We start from the raw sequence: 26239 nt of genomic DNA, 5'->3' as shown, positions 1-26239 counted from the left end.
GCTAGATTGGATTCAGTTGCCGTTGCTTTGCATTGGCTCGGCAGACTGCACCCACGATCACGAGTATTGCTGCGGGGAGTAGGCATGTCCTCCATCAGCGGACACAGCGACGCGTCCATCCGCCCCCTCGGCGTCTTTTACGACACCGAATGCGACCGCTTCCGCGCGTCTTTCGGCGATGTTGCCTTCTCGTTTCACCACCGGCTCGCGGACAACCCGCTGTTCTCGCTGCCACGACTGGCGGTCGCCGCCGAGCGCATGATCCACGCCGGCATAGGCAACCGATTCAGCGTCCGCGCCGGTGCCTACGACGTCGACAAACCGTACGTGAAAGAAATGGAGCGGCCGAAGTCGTTATCCGCCTTCGAGGAACTCCGCGACTCCGCGTTGTTCATCAAATTGAGCAACGTCAACGAGGCCGATCGGGATTACGACGATCTTTGCCAGGAAGTGGTGGCCGATACCGAAGCCTTGCTCGGGCACGAGATCCTGGGCGGCGTCACGATGGTCCATCTTTCGATGTTCATCGCCGCGCCCCATCTGGTAACCCCCTACCACATCGATCATGACGCGAACTTCCTGTGCCAGATAACCGGGGAGAAGGACGTCTATCTGTTCGATCCTCATGATCGAGAACTCCTCCCGACAGACGAGATCGAACGCTTCTATCTGGGCGAAACCAACGCGGCCCGTTACCGCGAGCAGTACCAGCCGCGCGGCCGGTGCTTCCGGCTGGTGCCTGGGGTGGGCGTGCACCATCCGCCCCTGGCACCGCATTGGGTCCGCAATGGCTCGGACATCTCGATCAGCGCGAGCATCCATATCTGCGCACGCGATCTGGACCGGCGCGCCCACGTGCACCAGATGAACCGGATCCTGAGGAAATCCGGGCTGCATCCGCGACCGCCGGAGCAATCCCCGCTGGTGGATTCGATCAAGGCTTCTGGCCTGGAGTGGCTCGGCAAATCCAATCCGACCTCCAGCCGCGACCTCATCTACTCGGGCGTGGAACGGCTGACCCATGGCCTGAACCGCGTGCGATCCGTGGCGTCCAAGGCCCGCAACTGGGCACACCTGCCGCAGGTCCGCCCTCCGCATTGAGCCATCACGGCGCTTTCGGCGCGGTCGATGCCATCGCTCCCGAAGTCTGCGGCTATCGCCGCCGATCTGTCGCGCGTATCGTTCGGCCAGTCCCGATGGAGCCTGCGATGAACGTGCGACGCCGCTTCCTGCTTCAAGCCGCCGGCATTGTTGCCGCAGGCGCCCTGCTGGCTGCCTGTTCGACCGTCAGCGCCCTGCTCGGCAACGAAGTGACCTTCACCCAGTTGCAGTTGCAGCAGTCGCTCAACCGCAATTTCCCCAAGCACTACGACAAGCTTGGCGGCCTGGTCTCGATGACACTGATGAACCCTCGCCTGTCGATCCCGGAAGGCAGCAGCCGGCTGCGCCTGGATTTCGACATCGGCCTGGGGGCCTTGGGCAGCGACAGCAGCCAGCCCACCGGCCGTTTCGCCGTGACCAGTGCGCTGCGCTACGACCCATCCACCCGGGGGCTGCACCTGGACCAGCCAATGATCGAAAATGTCGACGTGCCGGCACTGGGCGGGGTGATGAACAGCAGTTCTCGCGCCCTGCTCAATGCCTGGCTTGGCGATTACGCGCGGCAGGAGCCTGTGTACCGCTTCGACAACAGCCTGCTCGACAGGCTCGGATCGCGTCGCATCGGCGCCACCGAGATCGCGAACGGGCACGTAACCGTCCACCTCGACCAATGACATGCCTCCTGAAAGCCGCCGGTTCCTCGCCCCTCTCATCCTGTCCGTACTGCTGACCGCCTGCGGGGGCGACAACGACAAAGGTGGCCACGTCGATGGCGTCGCCGACGAGGCGTTGCCCGCCCCGCGGGTCAACGTGCGCGGCGGCGTAACCGGAATGCCCTCCAAGCCGGGACCGGGTCAGGTCGGCCCGCCGTCGGCGGCACAACAGGACATGCTCGCGCTGGACGAGAACGGCAATCCGATACTGCCCGATGACACGGGCGCCGACGTCGAGCCCGTGGAGGGCGTGCCCGTGGAGGGCGCGACGCCGGAGACCGGCACCGATGCGGCCGTCGCATCGGTCGAAGTACCGCTCGCGGACGAGCCCACGCCGCAAGATGCCATCGCGGTGGTGCGCGACTACTACGCCGCCATCAACGCCCGCAATTTCGACCGCGCCTATGCGCTGTGGTCGGACGCCGGCCGCGCCAGCGGCCAGTCGCCACAGCAATTCGCCGACGGTTTCGGCAACACCAGTGGAGTGTCCGTCGAGATCATGGCGGCCAGCCGCGTGGATGCCGCCGCCGGATCGCGCTTCATCGAGGTGCCGGTGGCCTTTGCCGTCACAGGCCAGGATGGACGCGAACGCCGTTTCGTCGGCGCCTACACGCTGCGCCGGGCTGTCATCGACGGCGCCACGGCCGACCAGCGCGCCTGGCGCATCGCTTCGGCAGACCTGCGTGAAGTGACGCAGTAACCGTGGACAAACCGGCCCGCAGCGCAGGGGGCAAGCAGGCGGTCCCGCGCGTGGTGCTCGATACCAACGTCTGCCTGGACCTGTTCCTGTTCCGCGATCCGCGCGTTGTCGCGCTGGGGGCTGCGCTGCAATCCGGCCAGGTGCACGCGGTGACCGACGCCGCGTGTCGGGAGGAGTGGCTGCGCGTGCTGCAGTATCCGCAACTGGCCCTGGACGACGCCGCCCGGGCCGGCGCGGTTGCCGCATTCGACGCGATCGTGGAATGCGTGCCCATGGGCGAATCGGAGGCAGCGTTGTCGCCACTTCCCCGCTGCGGCGATCCCGACGATCAGAAATTCCTCGAACTGGCACGAAACGCCGGCGCGGGCTGGCTGGTCAGCCGCGACGACGAACTGCTTCGTCTCGGCCGCCGCACCCGTCGCGACGGCCTGTTCGACATCATCGAACCACAGGCCTGGCCGCCTGCGACGGAACGCACCGGCTAGTTGCGTCGATCGGCCTCGCGTCTATCGGTTCGCGACCATCGACCGGCTTGATCAGATCTCGAAGCGATAGCTCACCTTGACCACCAGCTGCTCGTCGTCGCGCAGTTCCAGGCTGTCGCGCAGCAACTCCCTGGGCTCACCGGAGAACTCGTCCTGCTGGTAGCCGCCACGACCGTACACCACGTACAGGTACGACAGCGGCGCGAGCTCGTAGCGGTAGCGGATCTGGAAGCCCAGGTTGCGCACGCTGAAATCGTTGATTGGCTCGGCGGTTTCAATCGAATTACCGGAAGCATCGACGCGATATCCCTGCCGCAGCGGCGCATCCAGGCCGATCGCCTGCAGCTTCACCCGCAACTCGTGGCGGTCGGTCATCATCCAGTCGAGCCCCGCGTTGAACTGGAGCCAGCGCTCGTCGAACTCGCCAATCAGGTTGTCGCGTTGCCACACCAGCCACGCCGGTATGCGCTCGTAGTACGCACCGGCATAGACGCTGAAGGCATCGTTGATGAAATAGGTCGGCGTGACCTCGAAAATGAAACCGACCTGGTCGTTGCCGGCGAGGCCACCGCTGAGCACGTTGGCGTCGACCTCGAACCCCCAGTCGCCCTTGCGCGGCCGGACGTACTCGTAATACGCATTGAAGTTCGGCGGCAGGTTCACCGAACCGTGGCCGCGCGTCAGAAGGTCGTTGACACCGGCGCTGTTGACGTTGAGCTGCATGTACTCGGAACTGCCGTCGACCACCCCGCCCTGCCGGCTGATCCGGAACTGGTTGGCCAGGCGCTCGCCGTGATCGTTGTGGTTGGTGCTGGCGCGCCAGCGCCATTCCTTGGACGAGTAGCGCGAATCCTCGGACAGATCGGTGAAGCGGCGCCGCAGCTCCCAGTGGGCGTAGTTGGTGCTGTTGCGCGCCAGGTAACCGAAATCGTTGATCTGCAGCTCGTTGCCGAAGTGCATGCCGATCCACTCCTGGCGCCAGCCACCGTCCATCTGGTACTTGATCCAGGTGGTGAAACCCGAATCGCGCGTTGTCTCGCCGGACTGGTCGATCTGGCTGCCGATCACGCGCGTCTGCAGGCTCAGGCGTTCGGTCGGCCGCCAGTTCTGGTCGATGCCGCCCACGGTCGCCTCGCGATCGAGGAACGGGCGCTCCACGCGAGTCAGCATTGCGCCCAGGTTCTGCTCGCTGAAGTCGCGCACCAGGCGCAGCGCCGCGAACGTGCGTCCGACTTCGTCGGCCTCTTCGGCTGCGAACACACCGTACTTGGTCGCGCCGATGCTGCCGTTGAGCTTGACCGCGGCGGTGATGTCGCCGGCTTCGCCGCTGCCGTCGTCGGCAGGCGCGCCGACACGGCGCGTGTAGAGGAGCTGGCTGAAATCCGACGGCGTGGTGAATTCGAAGATGCCCTGGTTCTCGGTGAAGAACGGGCGCTTGTCGCTGACGAAGGTTTCGGTCGCGCTGAAGTTGATGACCAGGTCGTCGCTCTCGACCTGGCCGAAGTCGGGGTTGAGCGTCGCGGTCAGCTGGAACTGCCCGTTGGGCTTCCAGAAGATGTCGGCACCCGCGTCGAAGTCGCTGTCGTGCGCGACATTGTCGTATAGGCCCGATGCGTAGGGCGTGATCGCCAGCAGCGACTGGCTGTACTGCTGGATTTCCAGCGGCGCGAAATCGGACAGGAAGCGGGGCAACTCGAAACTCGCCGCCGGCCACGCGGAACGCTCACCGGTCGACCCGATCACACGGTCGAGGTAGACCCGTATCGTGCGCATGCCATCGCGGCCGCTGCGCATCGGCGCGGTGTACCACGGAATCAGCAGTTCCACGTTCCAGCCGGCCTCGTCTTCGCTGACCGAGTGCTGCCACTGGCCATCCCAGTCGTCGTTGAACTGGTTCTCGTTGGTGACCACCGAATCGGCGATGCCGCCGGTGGACGCCACGGTGAAGTCGTAGGCCGTACGGCCGTCCCCGTCGAAATCGACCATCAGGTTGATGCGGTCGACCTGCTCCTCGAAGTCGCGTTGCACCTTCTGCCGGGTACGCGTCTGCGACGGCTGCAGGTTGCGGAACGCGACCGCAAGACCGTCCGGGGTCGCCATCACCCATGCCTCGGTCGTCAGCGTGCCCGGTTCGCGCGACAGCGGCTGCACCTTGCGGAAGTCGGTGACGTGGCGGGCGCCCTGCCATTCGATCGCGTCGATGCGACCGTCGATCGCGACTGTGGCCGCGGCCGCGGGAGCGGACAGGACAGCCAGCACGGTCAGTACAAACAGGGACAACGAGGCACGCATCGTTCGGATTTCTCGCCAACGGGGGGATAGGCATCACGGCGGCGATCCCGGTCGTGCCTCGGTCGAGGTCGGAGTCCGGCGCGGTCGTGCTGGAGCGTTCGGCCTTGGGACCGGCTCCAGCGACGGACGCTCGAGCGGTGCGCAGATTAGCCGCAAGAAGGCTGTTCACCGACTGGCGTTAGTCATGGCAACCAAATGGTTGCCAGCGGCATCGCAAGATGCTTGGCGGGTCACTGCGTATGCCCACCCTGGCTGGTCGTTCTGCGAGGAAGCGCACGGTTTTGGCGCGAATGCGCCGACTCGCGCCGCAATCAAAGACTAGCGAGGCAATGGTTTGGCCGGCTTGCGGCTGAAGCGCAGCATGTCCTGCGTAACCGCGCGCACGTGGTCCATGCGCGGCGGCTCGTCGAGCCGGTCGTAGTCGTGGCTGTAGACCGGGAACCCGCCGAACGGCGAGAACAATGTAATACGGTCCGGCTCATACATGCCGGTGTCGTTGTAGTCCACCACCGCAAAGAAGTCGCGTCGGCCCTCGGTCTGCCGCAGCGGCCAACCCAGGCTGTAGGCCGCCGAGGGCGTCGTGCAGCCCAGCGCGTCGGTGAGGATGGTCGGCGCCAGGTCGTTGTGCGTGGTCATGTACGAAACCACGCCGCCGCGTTGCCAGCCGGGCCCGCGCACCAGCAGCGGCACGGCCACCTGGTACGGACTGAAGTTGCCGTTGTGGCCCCAGTAGTTCTTGCCGGTGTCGTTGAACTCTTCGCCATGGTCACTGGTGACGATCAGCAACGTGTCGTCAGCGAGGCCGCTCGCACGCAGCGCGTCGAGCACCTTGCCGACCTCGGCGTCCACGAAGTGCAGCGCGTTGCGGTAGCGGTTGAGGAACGGCGTTTTGTCGAAGCCGGGCCCCAGCGCCATGTGGTTGACCTCGCGCCACGACGGTTGGAACGGCAACGGATAGTCGGGCGGGATCGAGTAGGAATGCACCGAGTTCAGCCACAGGAAGCCGAAGAATGGCTTCTTCGCACGCGCCGGATCGGACAGGAACTCGACCATGTCGGCGGCCACGCGCCGGTCGCGTTCATAGGGAGTGGCGCCGGGCGTCTTCAGCCGCAGGCCCTGGATGCCGCTGAAGATGGTGCGGTCGAACTCCGGGTGCACCAGCGGCGAGCTGCCGAGGATCTCGAGGTCGTAGTTCTGACGCCGCAGCTCGGTCATGAGCACCGGCGGCGTCTGGTGATCCAGTACCGGCCACCAGTAGTTGCCGGACAGGCCGTAGAAGATCGAGAAAAGGCCGAAGCGCGTGACGTTGCCGCCGCTGACGTGGTGCTCGAAGCGCAGCGACTCCGGCACCAGCGTGAAGATGTTCGGCGTGAACTGCGGTTGGAGATGGTCGCCGCGCCAGGCGTCGACCACGATCAGCAGGACGTTCGGCCTTCGCTGCGGCGCGCACTCGAGCGGCTGGCTCGGGTAGAACAGCCCGCGGTCGCTGGCGCTGGGCAACGCCGGGCGCTGCTCGAAGTCGGTCACGCCAAACTTGCGGAACACGCGCTTGGCGGTTATCGGCCGGTAGAACGGGAAGTGGCCGCTCTCCTGCGTGATGTTGACCTGGTAGTGCGCGTCGGCCCAGGCGTACCAGGCGTTGGCGCCGACGAGCAACGCCACCCAGGTGATCCACACCGGCCGCGCCAGCGGCCGCAGGCGCCCGGCCAGGCGCAGGCACAGCGCGAACAGAGCGCCCTCGGCGGCGACGATCAGCAGCGCGCCGGCGCCGAGCAGGAACGGCAGCTTCCGGGAGAACACCAGGAAGGTCTCGCCGCCCGCGCCGCCCGCGACCAGGCCCCAGACATAAGGCCCCAGGTGCATGCGGTACTGCGAGAACACGACGGCATCGAGGATCATCACGCAGGCCGCGATACCGCCGGACAGCGCCGCGACGATCAACGGCGCCCACTTGAGCGCCGGCTGCCGCGGCAGCAACACGATGGCCAGGGCCGTCGGCAGCCCCATCATGATCAGCGCCAACAGCGGCCAGTGCACGAAGGTGTTCAGTACACGGTAGGCCGCGGCCGGCGTGTCAGCGGCCGGCTCGATCACACCGCGCCAGAACCAGGCGGTGATCAGCTCGAACAGCAGGGCGTTGGCCAGTACGAACCAGCCAAGGCCGTGCAGCAGCGACGTGCGGGTATGCATGGGGCGCGCATTTTACGGTGTGGCCGGCGCGCGGCGCGTGAGGTTCGCCATGGCGACCACACCCTGGTCAGCGGCATCGCAAAGATGCCTGGCGGGTTACTGCATGTGCCAGCCGTGGCTGACCACGAAGCTCTGTCCGGTCAGCGCGGCGCTGGGGAATTCCGCGAGGAAGCGTACGGTCTTGGCCACGTCCTCGACGGTGGTGAAGATGCCGTCGACGGTGTTGCCGAGCATGACGCGGCTGACGACTTCTTCCTCGCTGATGCCCAGTTCGCGCGCCTGCTCGGGAATCTGCTTGTCGACCAAAGGCGTGCGGACGAAACCCGGGCATACCACGTGGCTGCGAACGCCATGCTTGGCCCCTTCCTTGGCCAGCGTGCGCGCCAGGCCCAGCAGGCCGTGCTTGGCGGTGACGTAGGCCGACTTGAGCGGGGACGCCAGGTGCGAATGCACCGACCCCATGTAGATCACCATGCCGCCACGGCTCTTGCCCGTCGCGTCGCCGCCGTACATGTGCGGCAGCACCGCCTTGGTCGTCAGGAATGCGCCGTCGAGGTGGATCGCCAGCATCTTCTTCCAGTCCGCATACGCGAACTGCTCGATCGGATTGACGATCTGGATGCCGGCATTGGACACCAGGATGTCGACGCCACCCAGTTGTGCGACCACCTGGGCGACGCCCGTCTCGACCGCCGCTTCGTCGGTGACATCCATGGCCAAACCGATCGCACGACCGCCACTGGCGTTGATGTCCGTTGCGACCGCCTGCGCGCCGGACTCATTGAGATCGGCAATGGCGACCGCTGCCCCGCCGCGGGCGAGTTCGAACGCGATTTCCTTGCCGATGCCGCTGGCGGCGCCGGTCACGATGGCGACTTTGCCTTCGATCGGGTTCATGGGAACTCCTGGATTAAGTTCGGGGCGCGCCACCATGCCGCTGGCGCATGTCGGCAGTGTCGCAACGCCTCGCCGGCCGGACCATTGCCCGTTGGTACGTGTCGTCCACGCCCGGCATGGGGAGGGCCGGGCGTCATTCCTTGCCGGACTTCTTCTTGCTGTCCTTGCCTGCCTTGTCCTTGGACTTCTTTTCCTTCTTTTCCTTCTTTTCCTTCTTCTCGGCCTTTTCGGCCTTCTTCGCGGCCTTCTTTTTCTTCTTGTCACTCTTGGGCTGCAGCATCGTGCCAGTGCAGTTCGGGGAGCCGCAGCGACATTCCCAGATCTTCTTCAGCTCCTTGGTGTGCTTCTCTTCCAGGGTGATGCCGTAGTTGTAGGACAGCTCTTCGCCCGGCTCGATCGCACGGATCGCCTCGATGAACACCTTGTCCTTGCGACGATCGTCGCCGTCGTCTTCCTCGAGCACCGCTTCGCAATTGGGCGAGCAGCTGTGATTGATCCAGCGCGCGTCGTTGTTGTTGAAGTTGGCGTCGATCACGTACTCGTCGTTGAGCGTGAACAGGAAGGTGTGCCCCGTGTCGACGTCGCCGCTGTCGCCGGCATCGACTTCCTCGTGGGTGCGACGACGGCCCTTGTACTCGATGATGCGTTCGCCCTGGGCGATCGGGGCGGCGGCGAACACGCCATTGCCGTGGATGGCGGAACGGCGGGCGACGATCTTGCGCGGCATGCGGACTTTCCGGATAGGGGGGAACAGAGCGGACATTCTGACCCGGATCGACGCGCCACCGCCATCGCAGTGTCCGCTTGGCGTCCGGCCTTCCGTTAGCGACGTTCTCCAATCCAGAACGAAGCGCAATGAGAACCGCCCTGCTACTCGCGATCGCCACGACCCTGCCCATGCTTGCCGCCTGCCAGAGCCGCGCCACCGACGCTCCGGCTACCGCATCGGCATCCACGGCGACACCCGCCGCTGCCCCTGCCGCAACGGACCTGGTATCGCGCGGCGAGTACCTGATCCGCACCGCCGGCTGCAACGACTGCCACACGGCCGGCTACCCGGAGAGCCAGGGCCGGATGGAAACGTCGCAATGGCTGATGGGCTCGCGGATCGGCTTCAAGGGTCCATGGGGGACGACCTACGCCACCAACCTGCGCCTGCGGATCGCCGCCATGGATGAGGCGCAATGGCTGACGTTCACGGCCAACCTCCGCACCCGGCCGGTCATGCCGGACTTCAATGTCCGCGCCATGAACGAGGACGATCGCCGGGCCATCTTCCATTTCATCAAGTCGCTGGGGCCCGCCGGCGAGCCCGCCCCGGCCTACCTGCCGCCTGGGGAGAAGCCGCCGCTTCCGTACTACGAGCTCATGCTCCCGACGGCAGGCCCTCCCAAGGCCTGATCCCGGCGCCTGAACAGGGGAAATACCCTTTCCGCCTGAATGATCGGGGACTCGTGCTTGGCCGCGCGGGCTCGAAACCGTACAATTCCGGTACGGATTACAACCTCCCCCGCCGCCATGCTCCGCGTTACCCGACTCACCGACTACGCGACGGTCGTCATGACCGTCCTCGCCCATCATTCCGAGGCCGTGCTCAGCGCCTCGGAACTGGCTGAACGCGCCGGTCTGGAGCCCACCACCGTCTCCAAGGTGCTCAAGCCCCTGGCCCAGGCCGATCTGGTCGAAGGCTTCCGCGGCGCCAACGGCGGCTACCGGCTGGCCCGTCCGGCCGAGGCGATCGGCCTGCTCGAGATCGTCGAGGCCATGGAAGGGCCACTCGGGATGACCGAGTGCAGCATCCACACCGGCAACTGCGGCATCGAGCAGTCCTGTGGCGTGCGCGCCAACTGGCGGCGCATCAACGACGTCGTGATCGAAGCGCTGCGCGGCGTGACCCTGGCGCAGATGCTGGCGCCGCCGCCCCCTCCCGAACATCCGGCCAGGCGCATCGAACTGCACCTGGCCAACGCGTAGGCGATGCCCGCATCGCCATGCAGGAACAACCCGTAGGCAGCCCAATGGCCACCGAAGTAATCGAAAACCGCGAGATCCATGAGCAGCTCGGCCGCAAATACGAGGCCGGCTTCGTCACGGACATCGAATCCGACAGCCTGCCTCCCGGCCTGAACGAGGACATCATCCGCGCGCTCTCGGCCAAGAAGGACGAGCCGCAGTGGATGACCGACTGGCGCCTGGCCGCCTACCGGCACTGGCTGACCATGCCGGTCCCGCACTGGGCCAAGCTCAACATCGGGCCGATCGACTTCCAGGCGATCAGCTACTACAGCGCCCCCAAGGCCAAGTACGCCTCGCTCGACGAAGTGCCGCAGGAGCTGCTCGACACTTACGAGAAGCTCGGCGTGCCGCTGCACGAGCGCGCCAAGCTGGCCGGCGTCGCGGTCGACGCGGTGTTCGACTCGGTCTCGGTCGGCACCACCTTCCGCAAGGAACTGGCCGAGAAGGGCGTCATCTTCTGCTCGATGTCCGAGGCCATCCGCGAGTATCCCGATCTCGTGAAGCAGTACCTCGGCAGCGTCGTTCCGACCGGCGACAACTACTTCGCCGCGCTGAATTCTGCTGTCTTCTCCGACGGCAGCTTCGTGTTCATTCCCAAGGGCGTGCGCTGCCCGATGGAGCTGTCCACGTACTTCCGCATCAACGCCAGCGAAACCGGCCAGTTCGAGCGCACCCTGATCGTCGCCGAGGAAGGCAGCTACGTCTCCTACCTGGAAGGCTGCACGGCGCCGATGCGCGACGAGAACCAATTGCACGCGGCGGTGGTCGAGCTGGTCGTGATGGACGATGCAGAGATCAAGTACTCGACCGTGCAGAACTGGTATCCGGGCGACGAGGAAGGCCGCGGCGGCATCTACAACTTCGTCACCAAGCGCGGTGAATGCCGCGGTGCGCGCAGCAAGATCAGCTGGACCCAGGTCGAGACCGGTTCGGCCATCACCTGGAAGTACCCGAGCTGCGTGCTGCTGGGCGACGACTCGACCGGCGAGTTCTACTCGGTCGCGCTGACCCACCATCGCCAGCAGGCCGACACCGGCACCAAGATGATCCACGTCGGCAAGCGCACCAAGAGCAAGATCATCAGCAAGGGCATCAGCGCCGGCCGCGGCCAGAACACCTACCGCGGCCTGGTGAAGGTGCTCGGCAACGCCGAGGGCGCGCGCAACCACACCCAGTGCGACAGCCTGCTGATCGGCAAGAAGTGCGGTGCGCACACCTTCCCGTACATCGAGGTCAAGCACCCGACCGCCACCGTCGAGCACGAGGCGACCACGTCGAAGATCAGCGAGGACCAGCTGTTCTATTGCCGCTCGCGCGGCATCGGCGAGGAGGATGCGGTGTCGATGATCGTCGACGGCTTCTGCAAGAGCGTCTTCCGCGAACTGCCGATGGAGTTCGCGGTCGAGGCCAAGAAGCTGCTGGAAGTCTCGCTGGAAGGCTCGGTCGGCTGACCTGGCTGTTTTTTCTCTTCTCCCGCTCGCGGGAGAAGGCCTGCCCTGAGCTTGTCGCAGGGTGCCCGAAGGGCGGATGAGGGCGCTCTTCGTCAACGGCCCTCACCCCAACTCCTCTCCCGCCTGCGGGAGAGGGGCTAAAGAAGTGAAACGGAAAACATCATGCTGAAGATCGAAAACCTCCACGTCTCCGTCGCCGGCAAGGAGATCCTCAAGGGCCTCTCGCTGGAGCTGCAGCCCGGCCAGGTGCACGCCATCATGGGTCCCAACGGCGCCGGCAAGTCCACGCTCGGCAACGTCATCGCCGGCCGCGAAGGCTACGAGGTGACGTCCGGATCGGTGACGTTCGAGGGCCAGGACCTGCTGACGCTGGAACCGGAAGAGCGCGCCGCTACCGGTGTGTTCCTGGCGTTCCAGTACCCGGTCGAGATCCCCGGCGTGAACAACACCTACTTCCTGCGCACCGCGCTCAACGCCCAGCGCAAGGTGCGCGGCAAGCCGGAGCTGGACTCGATGCAGTTCCTCAAGCTGGTGCGCGAAAAGCTGGCCGTGCTGCATCTGAAGGACGAACTGCTGCACCGCGGAGTCAACGAGGGTTTCTCGGGCGGCGAGAAGAAGCGCAACGAGATCTTCCAGCTCGCCCTGCTCGAACCCAAGCTGGCGATCCTCGACGAGACCGACTCCGGGCTGGACATCGATGCGCTCAAGGCAGTCGCCGACGGAGTCAACGCGCTGCGCTCGCCCGATCGCGCGTTCCTCATCATCACCCACTACCAGCGCCTGCTTGATTACATCAAGCCGGACGTGGTGCACGTGCTCGCCGACGGCCGTATCGTCGAGACCGGCGGTCCGGAACTGGCGCTGGAACTGGAGCAGCACGGCTACACCTGGGTGAAGGAACGCATTGCACCGGAAGCGGCGGTCTGACATGAGTGCCCTGCTCGACTCCTTCGCGACTGCTTTCGACACGCTCGCCGCACGCGATGCCGCCGGCCTGCGCGACAGCCGCCAGGCCGCGCTCGATGCCGCGCTGCGCGACGGCATCCCGCATGCGCGCGTGGAAGCCTGGAAATACACCCCGCTGCGTTCGCTCGAACGCCGCGCATTCAAGGCCGCCGATGCGGCGCCGGCGCCGTTCGACGCAGCGTTGCTCGCGGATATCCGGGCGCCGCGCATTGTCTTCGTCAACGGCCGCTTCGACGCGGGCCACACCGACCTCAGCGGGCTGCCGGTCGGCGTGACGCTGCAGGCGTTGTCGCAGGTGCTGGCCACAGGCGAGCCACGCGACGCCAACTTCCTGGCGCGCAAGTACGAGCGCGCCGACGAGATCTTTGCCCGTATCAACGCCGCGCTCGCCGACGAGGGCTGCGTGCTGCGTGTGCAAAGCGACGTCCGCGTGACCTCGCCGGTGCATATGGTCTTCATCGGCACGGCCAGCGAGGGCGACCGCGCGTGGCACCTGCGCAACCTGGTCGAACTGCGCGAAGGCGCCGAACTGACCCTGGTCGAACATCACCTGGGCCATGGCCCGCATAACCACCTTGGCAACGCCGTGACGCACGTCCACCTGGGCCAGGGCGCGATCCTGCGCCACGCTCGCGTGCAGGACGAATCCCTCGGCGCCAGCCTGTTCGGACGTACCGATGCCGTCATGGCGCGCGACGCTGACTATCGCCGCCTCGATCTCGAACTCGGCGCCGGCCTGTCCCGTCATGAACTCAATGTCGCCCTGCACGGCCAGGGTGCGAAGCTGCACGCCAATGGTGTGCTGCTGGCCAATGGCAAACGTCATCTCGACACTCGCCTGGGCATCGATCACGTCGGTCGAGACACCGCCTGCGAGCTGATCTGGCGCGGCCTGGGCGCCGGCCGCTCCAAGGCCGCCTTCCACGGCGGCATTGTGATCCGCGAAGGTGCCGATGGCACGGCCGCCGAGCTGTCGAACAAGAACCTGCTGCTCAGCGAAGGCGCGGAGATCGATACCCAGCCGGTACTGGAAATCCACGCCGACGAAGTGCAGGCTGCGCACGGCGCCACCGTCGGCCAGCTCGACCAGACCGCGCTGTTCTACCTGCGCACCCGTGGCGTGCCGGCCGACCAGGCGCGTGCCCTGCTCACCGCGGCGTTCTGCCGTGAAACGCTGCGCGTATTTGACGATGCCGCCCTGCGCGACGCGTTGACCGCGCGCCTGGATTCGGCCCTGACCCGACTGGAGATCGCATGAGCCGCGAGGACGCCATGGACGTCGCAACCGACAGCGCCATCGACTGGACCCGCGTCCGCGCCGATTTCCCGCTCCTGACCCGGCACGTCCATGGCAAGCCGCTGGTCTATTTCGACTCGGCCAACACCGGCCAGAAACCTGAATCGGTGATCGCAGCGGTCGACGACTTCTATCGTCACCACAACGCCAATGTCAGCCGCGCCGTGCATGCTCTGGGCACCGAGGCGACCGACGCCTACGAAGCCGCACGGGCGAAGCTGGCGAAGTTCCTCAACGTGCGCAGCGACGAACTGGTGCTGTGCAGCGGTACCACCTTCGCACTGAACCTGGTCGCCTACTCGTGGGCGCTGCCGCGCCTTCAGCCGGACGATGCCATCGTGCTGACGCGCATGGAGCACCACGCCAACATCGTCCCGTGGCAGCTGGTGGCACAGCGCACGGGTGCGACGATCAAGGTCGCCGAGCTCAACGAGCGCGGCGAGCTCGACCTCGACCAGCTGTATTCGCTGCTCACGCCCGAAGTGAAGCTGCTGTCGCTGACGCACGTCTCCAACGTGCTGGGCACGGTCAACCCGGTACGCGAGATCTGTCGCGAGGCGCGCCGCCGCGGCATCGTCACGGCCGTGGACGGTTCGCAGGCGGCGCCGCATCGCGCCCTCGACATCACCGCGATCGGCTGCGACTTCTACGCCATCACCGGCCACAAGATGTGCGGACCGACCGGCACCGGCGCGCTGTGGGCCCGGCGCGAGCACCTGGCCCAGATGCCGCCTTTCATCGGCGGCGGCGAGATGATCAAGGAAGTGCGCTTCGAAGGCACCGTATTCAACGACCCGCCGCACAAGTTCGAGGCGGGCACGCCCAACATTGCGGGCTTCATTGGCCTGGGCGCGGCGGTCGACTACCTGTCGTCGCTGGGCATGGCGAATGTCGAGGCGCGCGAGCAGGAACTGCTGGCCCACGCGAACGAAGAACTGGCGAAACTCCCCGGCCTGCGGATCTTCGGCCACGCCCGCGACAAGGCGGCGGTGATCAGCTTCCTGGTCGAGGGCGCACATGCGCATGACCTGGCCACGCTGCTCGACCTGGAAGGCGTGGCGATCCGTTCTGGCCACCACTGCGCCCACCCGCTGATGCAGCACTTTGGCGTCCCCGCCACGTGCCGCGCCTCGCTCGCGTTCTACAACACGCACGACGAGATCGATGCCTTCGTCGCCGCGCTGGGCAAGGTGCGCAAGCTGCTCGGTTAAGACCGGCTGCTCGGTTAATCTGTTCCGGTCCATCCCTGGGAGCGCCCGTGAGCACCGATCCCGCAGCCCTGTCGCTGCTTCGCGAAATCCGCGACCAGCAGCGGCGGCAGCTCGAGCGGCAGGAGGAAGCCCTGTCGCTGCAGCGCGAGCAGTTCGCTCTGTACAAGCAGCAGTACGATCGCGCCCAGCGCATCAACGAGCACTCTGAAGCCCTGCAGGCTCGCCGCGCGGGACTGATGACCGCCGCCCGGCGAATGCTGTGGATCGTGCTTCCGTTGATCGCGCTGCTGCTCGCCATTTTGTTCTGGAGTGTTCTTTCGTGACGCAAGCCCCCCTCGCTTTCCGCAACGCCACCCCTGCCGACATCGACGCCCTCGTCTATCTGGTCGAGTCCGCCTACCGCGGCGACGTCAGCAAGCAGGGCTGGACCACCGAGGCCGACCTGCTCGGCGGGCGTCGCACCGGCGCCGACGACATCAGCGCCTGCATCGCACGGCCGCAGAGCGTCATCCTGATGGCCGAGCGCGGCGACGAACTGCTCGGCTGCGCCCATGTGGCCATCGAGGATGGCGCTGGCTATTTCGGCATGTTCTCGGTGTCGCCTACCTTGCAGGGCGGCGGCATCGGCAAGCTGCTGCTGGCAGAAGCCGAACGCGTTGTCCGCGAGGACTGGGGCCTGGGCGCGATGCGCATGACCGTCATCGACGTGCGCGATGAACTGATCGCCTTCTACGAGCGCCGCGGCTATCGCCGCACCGGCATCCACAAGCCGTTCCCGTACGGCGACGAGCGCTTCGGACAGCCCAAGCGCGGCGACCTGCGTTTCGAAGTCCTGGAGAAGGCGCTGTGAGCGAGAACTGGGTCTTCGTCTGCGCCACCTCACAACTGCTGCCCGGCGAAACCACGGTGGTCTGGGACGGCGACACGCCGATCCTGGTGCTGAATTACGACGGCGACTTCTACGCCCTGGAGGACAAGTGCTCGCACGAGGACTACGAGCTCTCTGCCGGCACGTTCGACGGCGAGGAGGCGACAATCGAGTGCGTGCTGCACGGCGCCAGGTTCGACGTGCGCGACGGCCGACCGCTGTGCGCGCCGGCCTACGAGCCGGTGCCGAAATTCCCGGTCAGGATCGATGAGACCGGCGTTTGGACCCGGGACGACCGCAACTAAGCGCGCGCCGGCGTTCCGCCGGCGTTTGACGTTTCAAAACATGGCGCCGGGACGCCACGGGCCCTCGCCGCGTTGGCGTTCCATCGGCGTTGACGCTTCAAGAAACGTGCCGGTCCGCGCTCACCAGGCCATCACCACTCCCACAACCCGCCGCCGGGGCTATTTGGCCGGGTTTCGCGGTCCATTCCGTTGCAAATGCGAATCGATCTCATTACCATTGCTGACTGAAGCGGCCACGAAGCGCCGCGCCAATCGCTTTGATTTCGGGGATTCCATGACCAACAGGATGTTCGTTGTCTCGCCGCTCGCAGGCGCCCTCTCCCTCGCACTGAGCGCCCCCGCTCTGGCGGCGCCGGCTGGCGATCCCATGCAGGCGACCGACCTGGACAAAGTCGAAGTGATCGGCCAGAGCGTCGAGAAGCCCAGCTCGGTCAAATACACCGAGCCATTGCTCGACATCCCGCAGACGATCACGGTCGTCACCAAGGACGTGATGGATGCCCAAGGCCTGCTGTCGCTGCGCGACGTGCTGACCACCTTGCCCGGCATTACCTTCGGCGCCGGCGAAGGCGGCGGCGGTTACGGCGACAGCATCAACCTGCGCGGCTTCAGCGCCAACAGCGACATCACCACCGACAACGTCCGCGACAGCGCCCAGTACAGCCGTACCGACACCTTCAATGTGGAAGCGCTGGAGCTGGTTAACGGCGCCAACTCGGTCTATTCCGGCGCGGGATCGGTCGGCGGCAACATCAACCTGGTCAGCAAGGCCGTTCGCGAAAACGACTTCACCGTGATCCAGGCCGGTGCCGGCACCGACAGCTACGGACGCATCACCGTCGACAGCAACACCAGCCTCGACAGCGGCGTCGCCTTCCGCATCAACGCCATGGCCCACCAGAACGATGCGCCGGGCCGCGACTACGAGGACTTCAAGCGTTGGGGCATCGCGCCGTCGATCGCGTTCGGCCTAGGCACCGACACGCGCTTCACGCTCAGCTATTTCCATCAGAGCGACGACAACTTCCCGCAGTACGGAGTGCCCTACTTCAGCGCTTTCGGCGGTCCGCTGCCTGGCGTGGACCCGAGCAACTACTACGGCTACCACAACGTCGATACGCAGGAGATCGACGTCGACATGCTGACCGGCGTGTTCGAGCGCGACTTCGGCGACGCGATGACGCTGCGCAGCCTGGCCCGCTTCCAGCAGGTCGACCAGCTCAGCATCGTCGATGCCCCGCAGGGCACCTGGTGCCTGGACAGCGGCATCAACCCCGCCACAGGCGCGCCTTGCGCGCGGGGCTCTGTGCCGGGTACCGGCCTGATCCCTGCGACGGGTCCGCGCGGCCATTCCCGCGACACCCGCAACGCGATCGCGATCAGCCAGACCGACCTGACCTCGCGCTTCAGCACCGGTTCGATCGAGCATGCGCTGGTAACCGGCGTGTCGATCTCGCACGAAAGCTTCGACCTCGACAGCGGCGCCGTACTGCGCAATGCCGACGGCACCCCGGCCACGCTGCCGTTGCTGAGCATCGCCAATCCGGATTCGCTGTACGCCGGTCCGTACAACTTTTTCCTGACCGGTCGCACCGAGGGCACGCTCGACAACCAGGCCATCTATGCTTTCGACACGCTCGAGTTCGACGAGAAGTGGATGCTGAACCTGGGCGCGCGCTACGAACACAACGAAGGCGACAGCGCGATCTGGAACATCAAGACCTACACGGCGCCCACAGCAGCCAACCCGCGACCGGACAACAGCAACATCGGTGCCATCCTCAGCCGCGCCCCGGTGGCGGAGAACGACGACGATCTGTTCTCCTACCGTGCCGGATTGGTATTCAAGCCGGTCGAGAACGGCACGATCTACCTGTCCTACTCCAACAGCAAGACGCCGTCGAAGGCATCGGTGAACGGTTCGTGCAACCTGTCCTCGTCCACGACTGTCGCCGCCGGCACGGTCAACTGCAGCGCCGACCCGGAAACTGCGGTCAACTACGAACTGGGCACCAAGTGGGACGTAATGGACAACCTCGCGGTAACCGCGTCGGTGTTCCGCAACGAGCGCCAGAACTACAAGGTCGCCGACCCGGGCAACCCCGCCAACCCGAGCGGAGAGCAGCAGCTCGATGGTGAGGCACGCGTCGACGGCATCACCGTGGGCGTGGCCGGCCGGATCACCCACGAATGGTCGGTCTTCGCCAACTTCACCTATCTCGAAAGCGAAGTGCTCCAGGGCGTATCCAACGATTGCCTCGTCCGTCCGCGTCCGGCCTGCGCTAACACCGCAGCCAACCCGGATCCGCTGAAGGGGATGCCCATCAGCGCCACGCCGGAGCGTGCGGGCAACATCTGGACCACCTACGACCTGAACCAGTGGACGTTCGGCTATGGCATCACCTACCAGAGCGGCTACGAGTACTACACCAGCAACGCGACGACCCTGCTCAACAACCTCGGCGACATCAAGGGCTACACCACGCACCGCGCGATGGTCGCCTTCGAGGTCAACGAGCGCCTGAGCCTGCAGCTCAACGCCAACAATCTGTTCGACAAGGAGTACTACATCCGCGTGCGCAACAATGGGTGGGCCACCCCGGGCGACGCCCGCCAGGTGGTGCTGAGCGCCAGCTACAGGTTCTAATTCCCGCTCCATCCGTCCAGGCGACGCCCATCGCGGCGTCATCGAGAGCAGGCCATGCTGCTGCAGCTTCCGCAAGTCCTCAACGCCGAGCAGGTCGCCCATTGCCGGCAAAGGCTCGAACAGGCCGCCTGGGCCGACGGTCGCATGACCGCCGGTTACCAGTCGGCCCTGGCCAAGGACAATGCACAGCTACCCGAGAACGATCCGGTCGCCCGCGAGCTGGGCGGCCTGATCCTCGAAGCGCTGTCACGCAACTCGACATTCTTCTCGGCGGCGCTGCCGCAACGGATCTATCCGCCGCTGTTCAACCGATATGCCGGTGGACAATCGTTCGGATTCCACGTCGACAATGCGGTGCGCTACGACCGCAGTCGCGGCGGTGTCGATCCCATCCGCACCGACCTGTCGGCCACGCTATTCCTCAGCGCGCCGGAGGAATACGACGGCGGCGAACTGATGATCGAAGACACCTACGGCACGCACAGCGTCAAGCTGCAAGCCGGCGACATGGTGCTATATCCCGGCACCAGCCTGCACAAGGTAACGCCGGTGACGCGTGGCGAACGCATCGCCTCGTTCTTCTGGATTCAGAGCCTGCTGCGCGAGGACGCGCAGCGCCGGCTGATGTTCGAACTCGACGTGTCGATTCGCCGGCTGACGCAGGACGTGCCCGAGCATCCTGCGCTGGTGCAACTGACCGGCGTCTACCACAACCTGTTGCGGCGCTGGACCGAAACGTGATCGCAGGGCTCGGGCCGGTGCGGATCCCTATCGCCCCGTTGCGTGGTGCTCAAGACCATGCACCGCTGGCACCGGATCAGTTCGGCGGTCAGCCTGATCGGGCCGTCGGCGTCGAGGCGCTACAGGCCATGGCGCTAGGCGGCCGCTACCGGCCGCGGCGTCTACTGAAACCCGCGTCAGTCGGCGCGCGGCTCGATCCTGATCAGCAGCACTTCGCCGCCGCCATCGAGCACATGGCGCATGCGCTCATGGCCCGCGGTAAAGATCGCGCTGTCCCCGGTCATCAGCGGCGGCAGGCCCGAGGCATCGCCGAAGAGCGCCTGGCCGGCGATCAGGTGCACCACCCAGGTCGTGTGCGGCTCCACGAAGATCACCATCGGTCCGACCAGGGGGCGATGCCAGAGCTGCGCCTGCACCCGGTCGCGACGCCACATCAGGTTGAAGTCGTGGGTCGGCCCGTCGACCAGTTCGCCGACCACGCCGGACTCGCCGGCAAAGCGCAGCTTGCCGTGCGGTGGCTCCAGTTCGTGAACCTGGCCATCGTCGAAGCGCAGGCGCAGGCCATTGCCCGACAGCAGGACCAGTTCGCGATCGACACCGAGGAATGCGGAGAACGCCGAATCGCGCTCGATCTCAGCAATGGACAGACGCCAGACCCAGTCGCCCTCCTCGGGCCAGCGGGCGATTTCGCGCGTCCAGCCCAACTGGTTGCGCCAACGTTCGCGGCGGTACTCGTTGGCGGGGATCACCTGCGAGCGCTTGAGGTCTGCCAATTCCATGCACCGGTCCGGTGGAAGCTCCCAAGAGTCTAACGATCCGGGGACTTTGCGGCGGCCTCCGGGCGCTGCTTCCTGCAAAACTGATCTCCCGAAAAAGGCCGCCCGGACGCAGGTCCGTCTGCGTCCGGGCGGTGCACGTCCTTGTCCAGGGTCTCTCCCCCGAATCCTGCGGGCTTCCTGCCCCTGCCGAGCCGCTTCCGTGCGGCGCCGGCAATACGGTCAGCGCCTGACCGGCGTGCGCGGCGCGGCGGCGGCGGGCTTCGTGGCCGGCGCCACGCCACCCACGACGATGCGGTCGCGATTCTTCTCGACGGTCTTCAGCCCGACGCCTTTTACCAGCGCCAGTTGGTCGGGGCTGCGGAAGGGGCCATTGGCCTTGCGGTAGGCGACGATCGCCTCGGCCTTGGAGGCGCCGATGTTGAGCAGGACGCGGTCGATGGTGGCCGCATCGGCGGTGTTGATGTTGACCTTGTCAGCCGCGTGGGCGCTGGCTGCCAACAGGCTGGCGGCCATCAGCAGCGACACGATCAGGGACTTCGAGGCAAGAGCGAACGACTTCATGGGTGTCTCCTTTGGAGGTGGATTCCGTTCCGCCGGCAGGCCCGGACTTCCGAGCCCGGGAACGAGGTCCTGCCGGTGTGGACAGTCTCCAGCTCCCCTTGAGGCCAGCGTATCGTCCGACCCGCCGCCCCGAAGCCGGCGCTCGCCTCGCCACCGGGTAGGAAAAGTCCTACCTGGGTGGGAACGGTAGAATGACGGTCTCTCCTATCCCCGCTCGAGGCCGTTCCATGGACGCCAGCAAGGTCGACCGCTACGTCGGCGAGAAATGGGACGACGAAATCGTCCCCCAACTCGTCGAGTACATCCGCATCCCCAACAAGTCGCCGATGTTCGATGCCGACTGGGTCCAGCACGGCTACATGGACGACGCGGTCAAGCTGATGGAACGCTGGGCCAAGGCGCAGACCATCCCGGGCATGCAGGTCGAGGTGGTGCGCCTGGAAGGCCGCACGCCGCTGATCTTCATCGACGTCCCGGCGGCCAACGGCGGCAGCAACGAGGATTGCGTGCTGCTGTACGGCCACCTGGACAAGCAGCCGGAAATGACCGGCTGGGACGCCGACCTGGGCCCGTGGAAGCCGGTGATCAAGGGCGACCGCCTGTACGGCCGCGGCGGCGCCGACGACGGCTACGCGATCTTCGGTTCGCTGGCGGCGATCATGGCGCTGCAGGAGCAGAAACTGCCTCACGCGCGTTGCGTGATCCTGATCGAGGCCTGCGAGGAATCCGGCAGCTATGACCTGCCCGCCTACGTCGACCATCTGGCCGACCGCATCGGCAAGCCCTCGCTGGTGGTGTGCCTGGATTCGGGCTGCGGCAACTACGAGCAACTGTGGTGCACGACTTCGCTGCGCGGCCTGACCGGCGGCAACTTCACCGTCAAGGTGCTGAGCGAAGGCGTCCACTCCGGCGATGCCTCCGGCATCGTGCCGTCGAGCTTCCGCCTGCTGCGCCAGATCCTGTCGCGCATCGAGGACGAGGACACCGGGCGCATCCTCATCGAAGGCCTGCACGCCGACATCCCGGCCGAGCGCCTGGCCCAGGCGAAGGAAGCCGCGCGCGTGCTGGATACCGCCGTGTTCGACAAGTTCCCGTTCCTGCCTGGCATGAAGCCGATGGCCGACGATCTGGCCGAACTGGTGCTCAACCGCACCTGGCGTCCGGCGCTGTCGGTGACCGGCGTGGACGGCATGCCGCCGCTCAGCTCGGCGGGCAACGTCCTGCGTCCCCACACCTCGGTGAAGCTGTCGCTGCGCCTGCCTCCGACCATGGACGGCAAGAAGGCCGGCGAGCTGCTCAGGAAGGAACTGCTGCGCGATCCGCCCAACGGCGCGCAGGTCACGCTGGACCTGGAGAAGGCTTCGACCGGCTGGAACGCCCCGGCGCAGTCGGGGTGGCTGACCAAGGCCATCGACGCCTCCAGCCGCGAGTTCTTCGGCCAGCCGGCGATGTACATGGGCGAAGGCGGCACGATTCCGTTCATGGGCATGCTCGGCGAGAAGTTCCCGGGCGCGCAGTTCATGATCACCGGCGTGCTGGGTCCGCATTCCAATGCCCACGGCCCCAACGAGTTCCTGCACATCCCCATGGGCAAGCGCGTCACCGCCTGCGTCTCGCGCGTGATCGCCGAACACCACCTGGCGAGCCAGCGTGGCGAGACCGCCGGCGTGGCCGCGGTAGCGGGCGGCGAGCATCACGGCGATCACGGCTGCTGCTGAGCGATCGCCTAGGCCGGCCCTCCGGGGCCGGTCCCCGTTCAGGGGAGCTGCTAGGATGCGGTCGCGTCACCAACCATCCTGGAGGGGAGTGATATGGGCGGCATCCTGTACACGATCATCATTGGTGCGGTCATCGGTGTCCTTGCGCGTTTCTTCAAACCGGGCGCGGACCCGATGGGATGGATCCTCACCATCCTGTTGGGCATCGCAGGCGCCTATATCGGTAGCCTGCTTTACAAGAGCGGCGGAATGATCGGTTTCATCGTCTCCATCATCTGCGCCATCGTGCTGCTCTTCATCTACGAGCTGATTCGCAGCAAGACGGTCAAACCATCGGCTTGAGCGCGAATGCGATAAAACGAAAACCCCGGCGCAGGCCGGGGTTTTCGTTTGCGACGGATCCGTCCGCGTTTCGCTTCGCGTCTGCGCCACTCACTCGATCAGGTAATCGATCACCCGCTGCGCCAAACGCTCGGCCGGATCGCTGACCGTGTCCAGCTCCAGCTCCGCCGCTTCGGGCACTTCGTAAGGCGAGTCGATGCCGGTGAAGTTGCGCAGCTGTCCTGCCCTCGCCTTGGCGTAAAGGCCCTTGACGTCGCGTTCCTCGGCCACCGCCAGTGGCGTGTCGATGTAGACCTCGACGAACTCGCCCGGTGCGAACAGGTCCCGTGCCATGCGCCGCTCGGCGCGGAACGGTGAGATGAAGCTCACCAGCACGATCAGTCCGGCATCGGCCATCAGCTTGGCGACCTCGGCGACGCGACGGATGTTCTCGACGCGGTCCTCGTCGGTGAAGCCCAGGTCCTTGTTGAGCCCATGGCGGACGTTGTCGCCGTCGAGGATGAAGGTGTGGTACCCCATCGCATGCAGGCGCTTGTCGACCAGGTTGGCGATGGTCGACTTGCCCGACCCCGACAAGCCGGTGAACCACAGGCAGCGGGGCTGCTGGCCCTTGATGCGCGCACGCGCCGTCTTGTCGACGTCCAGATGCTGCCAGTGGATGTTGCCGGCACGGCGCAAAGCGAAATCAAGCGTGCCGGCGGCGACCGTGGCGTCGCTCTGGCGATCGACCAGGATGAAACCACCCAGCGTGCGGTTGTCGGCATAGGCCTCGAACGGCACCGGCTGGTCGAGGTAGATATTGCAGTAGGCGACCTCGTTGAGTTCCAGGTGCTTGGCCGCCAGCGGCTCCTGTGTGTTCACGTCGATCTTGTGCTTGATCTCGGTGATGCTGGCGCTGACCGTGCGCGTGCCGATCTTCAGCCAATAAGGCCGTCCCGGCAGCAGTGCCTGTTCGCCCATCCACAGCAGGTGCGCGGCGAACTGGTCGGACACCTGCGGCGGCTTGTGCGCATCGGCGATCACGTCGCCGCGGCTGATGTCGAGCTCGTCGGCAAGCGTCAGCGTGATGGCCTGGCCTTCGCCGGCGATGTCCAGGTCGCCGTCGGCGGTGACGATGCGGGCTACCTTCGAACGACGCCCCGACGGCAACGCGACGATCTCGTCGCCGGGACGCACCGTGCCCGCGGCAACGGTGCCCGCAAAGCCGCGAAAATCCTGGTTGGGCCGGTTGACCCATTGCACCGGAAGACGAAAGCCCACATCGCCGCGCGTGCGCTCGACCCGGACCGTCTCCAGGTACTCCAGAACACTGGGGCCGTCGTACCACGGCGTCTGCGGCGAGCTTTGCAGCAGGTTGTCGCCCTGCAGGGCCGACAGGGGAATCGCCTGGAAATTGTCGATGCCCAACTGCGCCGCGAGCTCGCGATAGCCGTCGACGATCTCGTCGAACACCGCGAAGTCGTAGCCCACCAGGTCCATCTTGTTCACCGCCAGCAGCACGTGGCGAATGCCCAGCAGCGAGACGATGTAGCTGTGCCGTCGCGTCTGCGCCAGCAGCCCCTTGCGCGCATCGACCAGCACCACGGCGACATCGGCGGTGGACGCGCCGGTGGCCATGTTGCGGGTGTACTGCTCGTGGCCGGGGCAGTCGGCGACGATGAACTTGCGCTTCTCGGTGCTGAAGAAGCGGTAGGCGACGTCGATGGTGATGCCCTGCTCGCGCTCGGCCGACAGGCCGTCCATCAGCAGCGCGTAATCGATTGCATCGCCCTGGGTGCCGTGACGGCGGCTGTCCGATTCCAGCGCCGACAACTGATCGGCGAACAGCGCCCGGGTTTCGTACAGCAAGCGGCCGATCAGCGTGCTCTTGCCATCGTCGACGCTGCCGCAGGTGATGAAGCGCAGCAGGTCCTTGGTTTCGTGCTGCTGCAGGTAAGTGGCGACCGCAGCGGAGGTGTCGGTGGCGACGCTCATCAGAAGTATCCCTCCTGCTTCTTCTTCTCCATCGACGCCGAAGGATCATGGTCGATCACCCGCCCCTGGCGTTCGGACGTGGTCGCCACCAGCATTTCGGCGATGATCTTTTCCAGCGTGTCGGCCTGCGATTCGATGGCGCCGGTCAGCGGATAGCAGCCCAGCGTGCGAAAGCGCACCTGCCGGACAGTCGGGGTTTCATCGGCGCGCAACGGCAGGCGTTCGTCGTCGACCAGGATCAACGCGCCATCGCGCTCCACGACCGGACGCTGCGCGGCAAAGTACAGCGACGGCACCGGGATCTTCTCGCGGTAGATGTAGAGCCACACGTCCAGCTCGGTCCAGTTGGACAGCGGGAACACGCGCACGGACTCGCCCTTGTGGATGCGGGTGTTGTACAGATTCCAGAGTTCGGGACGCTGGCTTTTCGGATCCCAGCGGTGCTGTGCGCTGCGGAACGAGAAGATGCGCTCCTTGGCGCGGGACTTCTCCTCGTCGCGGCGCGCGCCACCGATGGCGGCGTCGAAGCCGAACTGATCCAGCGCCTGCTTCAGGCCCTGGGTCTTCATCACGTCGGTATGCACGGTGGCGCCGTGGCTGATCGGCCCGATGCCCTGGGCGACGCCGTCGGGGTTGGTGTGCACGCGCAGGTCCACGCCGGTTTCGCTGGCGCGGCGATCGCGGAACTCGATCATCTCGCGAAACTTCCAGCCGGTATCGACGTGCAGCAGCGGGATGGGCGGCCGCGCAGGGTGGAACGCCTTCAGCAGCAGGTGCAGCAGCACCGAACTGTCCTTGCCGATCGAGTACAGCATGACGGGGTTGCGGAACTCGGCCGCAACCTCGCGAAGGATGTGCAGGCTCTCGGCTTCGAGGCGGTCGAGGTGGCTCAGGTTTACAGGCAGGGTCATCTTTGGGTCTGGGTTCGCGGCACCATGGCCGGAGGCCTCCGGTACGGAGGGCGCGGCTATCTGACCACATTGTA

General features: G+C 65.9%; 24 protein-coding genes and 1 pseudogene. 17 read left to right on the top strand and 8 right to left on the bottom strand.

Annotation, left to right across the window (positions count from 1 at the left end):
• Positions 1 to 84 precede the first annotated feature (84 nt).
• From J2X06_RS05070 to J2X06_RS05055, 4 genes are all read left to right on the top strand, one after another.
• On the top strand, positions 85 to 1101 hold the full coding sequence (locus J2X06_RS05070) for a cupin-like domain-containing protein (RefSeq protein WP_310059092.1): 1017 nt from the start codon (positions 85 to 87) through the stop codon (positions 1099 to 1101).
• Positions 1102 to 1208: 107 nt separating this feature from the next.
• Positions 1209 to 1775: a DUF1439 domain-containing protein gene (locus tag J2X06_RS05065; protein WP_310059089.1), complete on the top strand. Its 567-nt coding sequence runs from the start codon at positions 1209 to 1211 to the stop codon at positions 1773 to 1775.
• Between the two features lies 1 nt (position 1776).
• On the top strand, positions 1777 to 2514 hold the full coding sequence (locus J2X06_RS05060; RefSeq protein WP_310059086.1) for a hypothetical protein: 738 nt from the start codon (positions 1777 to 1779) through the stop codon (positions 2512 to 2514).
• A gap of 2 nt (positions 2515 to 2516) precedes the next feature.
• A complete protein-coding gene (locus J2X06_RS05055; RefSeq protein WP_310059084.1) occupies positions 2517 to 2999 on the top strand; it encodes a PIN domain-containing protein in 483 nt (160 codons plus the stop codon).
• 51 nt (positions 3000 to 3050) lie between these two features.
• Here the strand turns inward: J2X06_RS05055 and J2X06_RS05050 are convergent, their stop codons facing one another.
• The 4 genes and pseudogenes from J2X06_RS05050 to J2X06_RS05035 all read right to left on the bottom strand — a co-directional run.
• Entirely contained in the window at positions 3051 to 5291 is a 2241-nt protein-coding gene (locus tag J2X06_RS05050; RefSeq protein ID WP_310059082.1) for a DUF5916 domain-containing protein, read from the bottom strand.
• A 318-nt stretch (positions 5292 to 5609) separates the two neighbouring features.
• Positions 5610 to 7481, bottom strand: a complete 1872-nt coding sequence (locus tag J2X06_RS05045; RefSeq protein WP_310059078.1) for a sulfatase-like hydrolase/transferase — start codon at positions 7479 to 7481, stop codon at positions 5610 to 5612.
• 96 nt (positions 7482 to 7577) lie between these two features.
• Positions 7578 to 8378 carry a 3-hydroxybutyrate dehydrogenase gene (locus J2X06_RS05040; protein WP_310059075.1) on the bottom strand — a complete coding sequence of 267 codons (801 nt, stop codon included), beginning with the start codon at positions 8376 to 8378 and terminating at the stop codon, positions 7578 to 7580.
• A 265-nt stretch (positions 8379 to 8643) separates the two neighbouring features.
• A pseudogene (locus tag J2X06_RS05035) lies at positions 8644 to 9105 on the bottom strand (SET domain-containing protein); the annotation flags it as partial.
• Positions 9106 to 9233: 128 nt separating this feature from the next.
• On the opposite strand from J2X06_RS05035, the gene J2X06_RS05030 reads away from it, so the two are divergent.
• The 11 genes from J2X06_RS05030 (at position 9234) to J2X06_RS04980 (ending at position 19880) form a co-directional block, all read left to right on the top strand.
• Positions 9234 to 9779, top strand: coding sequence for a cytochrome C (locus J2X06_RS05030; RefSeq protein ID WP_310059072.1), 546 nt, complete (start codon positions 9234 to 9236; stop codon positions 9777 to 9779).
• A gap of 117 nt (positions 9780 to 9896) precedes the next feature.
• Positions 9897 to 10352 carry an SUF system Fe-S cluster assembly regulator gene (locus J2X06_RS05025; protein WP_310059071.1) on the top strand — a complete coding sequence of 152 codons (456 nt, stop codon included), beginning with the start codon at positions 9897 to 9899 and terminating at the stop codon, positions 10350 to 10352.
• 44 nt (positions 10353 to 10396) lie between these two features.
• Positions 10397 to 11845: a Fe-S cluster assembly protein SufB gene (sufB, locus tag J2X06_RS05020; protein ID WP_310059068.1), complete on the top strand. Its 1449-nt coding sequence runs from the start codon at positions 10397 to 10399 to the stop codon at positions 11843 to 11845.
• A gap of 162 nt (positions 11846 to 12007) precedes the next feature.
• On the top strand, positions 12008 to 12772 hold the full coding sequence (gene sufC / locus J2X06_RS05015) for a Fe-S cluster assembly ATPase SufC (RefSeq protein ID WP_310059066.1): 765 nt from the start codon (positions 12008 to 12010) through the stop codon (positions 12770 to 12772).
• Between the two features lies 1 nt (position 12773).
• Complete coding sequence (gene sufD / locus J2X06_RS05010; RefSeq protein WP_310059063.1) at positions 12774 to 14069, top strand: Fe-S cluster assembly protein SufD; 1296 nt, start codon at positions 12774 to 12776, stop codon at positions 14067 to 14069.
• Between the two features lie 14 nt (positions 14070 to 14083).
• Positions 14084 to 15319, top strand: coding sequence for a cysteine desulfurase (locus tag J2X06_RS05005; RefSeq protein WP_310061248.1), 1236 nt, complete (start codon positions 14084 to 14086; stop codon positions 15317 to 15319).
• A 47-nt stretch (positions 15320 to 15366) separates the two neighbouring features.
• Positions 15367 to 15642, top strand: a complete 276-nt coding sequence (locus J2X06_RS05000) for a hypothetical protein (RefSeq protein ID WP_310059060.1) — start codon at positions 15367 to 15369, stop codon at positions 15640 to 15642.
• Positions 15639 to 16169: a GNAT family N-acetyltransferase gene (locus J2X06_RS04995; RefSeq protein WP_310059058.1), complete on the top strand. Its 531-nt coding sequence runs from the start codon at positions 15639 to 15641 to the stop codon at positions 16167 to 16169. Before J2X06_RS05000 ends, J2X06_RS04995 begins: the two co-directional genes overlap by 4 nt.
• On the top strand, positions 16166 to 16492 hold the full coding sequence (locus J2X06_RS04990) for a non-heme iron oxygenase ferredoxin subunit (protein WP_310059055.1): 327 nt from the start codon (positions 16166 to 16168) through the stop codon (positions 16490 to 16492). The genes J2X06_RS04995 and J2X06_RS04990 overlap by 4 nt, the downstream gene beginning before the upstream one ends.
• 274 nt (positions 16493 to 16766) lie before the next feature.
• Entirely contained in the window at positions 16767 to 19139 is a 2373-nt protein-coding gene (locus J2X06_RS04985) for a TonB-dependent receptor (RefSeq protein ID WP_310059053.1), read from the top strand.
• Positions 19140 to 19193: 54 nt separating this feature from the next.
• The gene (locus J2X06_RS04980; protein WP_310059050.1) at positions 19194 to 19880 is read left to right on the top strand and encodes a Fe2+-dependent dioxygenase; all 687 of its coding nucleotides are present in this window, start codon (positions 19194 to 19196) and stop codon (positions 19878 to 19880) included.
• Positions 19881 to 20056: 176 nt separating this feature from the next.
• Here the strand turns inward: J2X06_RS04980 and J2X06_RS04975 are convergent, their stop codons facing one another.
• Positions 20057 to 20659 carry a HutD/Ves family protein gene (locus J2X06_RS04975; protein WP_310059048.1) on the bottom strand — a complete coding sequence of 201 codons (603 nt, stop codon included), beginning with the start codon at positions 20657 to 20659 and terminating at the stop codon, positions 20057 to 20059.
• 219 nt (positions 20660 to 20878) lie between these two features.
• Positions 20879 to 21220 carry a ComEA family DNA-binding protein gene (locus tag J2X06_RS04970; protein ID WP_310059044.1) on the bottom strand — a complete coding sequence of 114 codons (342 nt, stop codon included), beginning with the start codon at positions 21218 to 21220 and terminating at the stop codon, positions 20879 to 20881.
• Positions 21221 to 21447: 227 nt separating this feature from the next.
• Between J2X06_RS04970 and J2X06_RS04965 the strand changes: the two genes are divergently transcribed.
• Together J2X06_RS04965 and J2X06_RS04960 are read left to right on the top strand one after the other, a co-directional pair.
• Positions 21448 to 22938, top strand: a complete 1491-nt coding sequence (locus J2X06_RS04965; RefSeq protein WP_310059042.1) for a M20 family metallopeptidase — start codon at positions 21448 to 21450, stop codon at positions 22936 to 22938.
• Between the two features lie 93 nt (positions 22939 to 23031).
• Positions 23032 to 23280: a GlsB/YeaQ/YmgE family stress response membrane protein gene (locus J2X06_RS04960; RefSeq protein WP_310059038.1), complete on the top strand. Its 249-nt coding sequence runs from the start codon at positions 23032 to 23034 to the stop codon at positions 23278 to 23280.
• 90 nt (positions 23281 to 23370) lie between these two features.
• Here the strand turns inward: J2X06_RS04960 and cysN are convergent, their stop codons facing one another.
• Both cysN and cysD read right to left on the bottom strand, forming a co-directional pair.
• Positions 23371 to 25254 carry a sulfate adenylyltransferase subunit CysN gene (gene cysN, locus J2X06_RS04955; protein WP_310059036.1) on the bottom strand — a complete coding sequence of 628 codons (1884 nt, stop codon included), beginning with the start codon at positions 25252 to 25254 and terminating at the stop codon, positions 23371 to 23373.
• Entirely contained in the window at positions 25254 to 26165 is a 912-nt protein-coding gene (cysD, locus tag J2X06_RS04950; RefSeq protein ID WP_310059033.1) for a sulfate adenylyltransferase subunit CysD, read from the bottom strand. The genes cysN and cysD overlap by 1 nt, the downstream gene beginning before the upstream one ends.
• Positions 26166 to 26239 lie beyond the last annotated feature (74 nt).

This window comes from Lysobacter niastensis (genome assembly GCF_031457115.1).
GTDB classification, from domain to species: domain Bacteria; phylum Pseudomonadota; class Gammaproteobacteria; order Xanthomonadales; family Xanthomonadaceae; genus Lysobacter_J; species Lysobacter_J niastensis_A.
The sequence above is the reverse complement of the archived record's forward strand: the minus strand, read 5'-3'. Positions and strand labels throughout refer to the sequence as shown.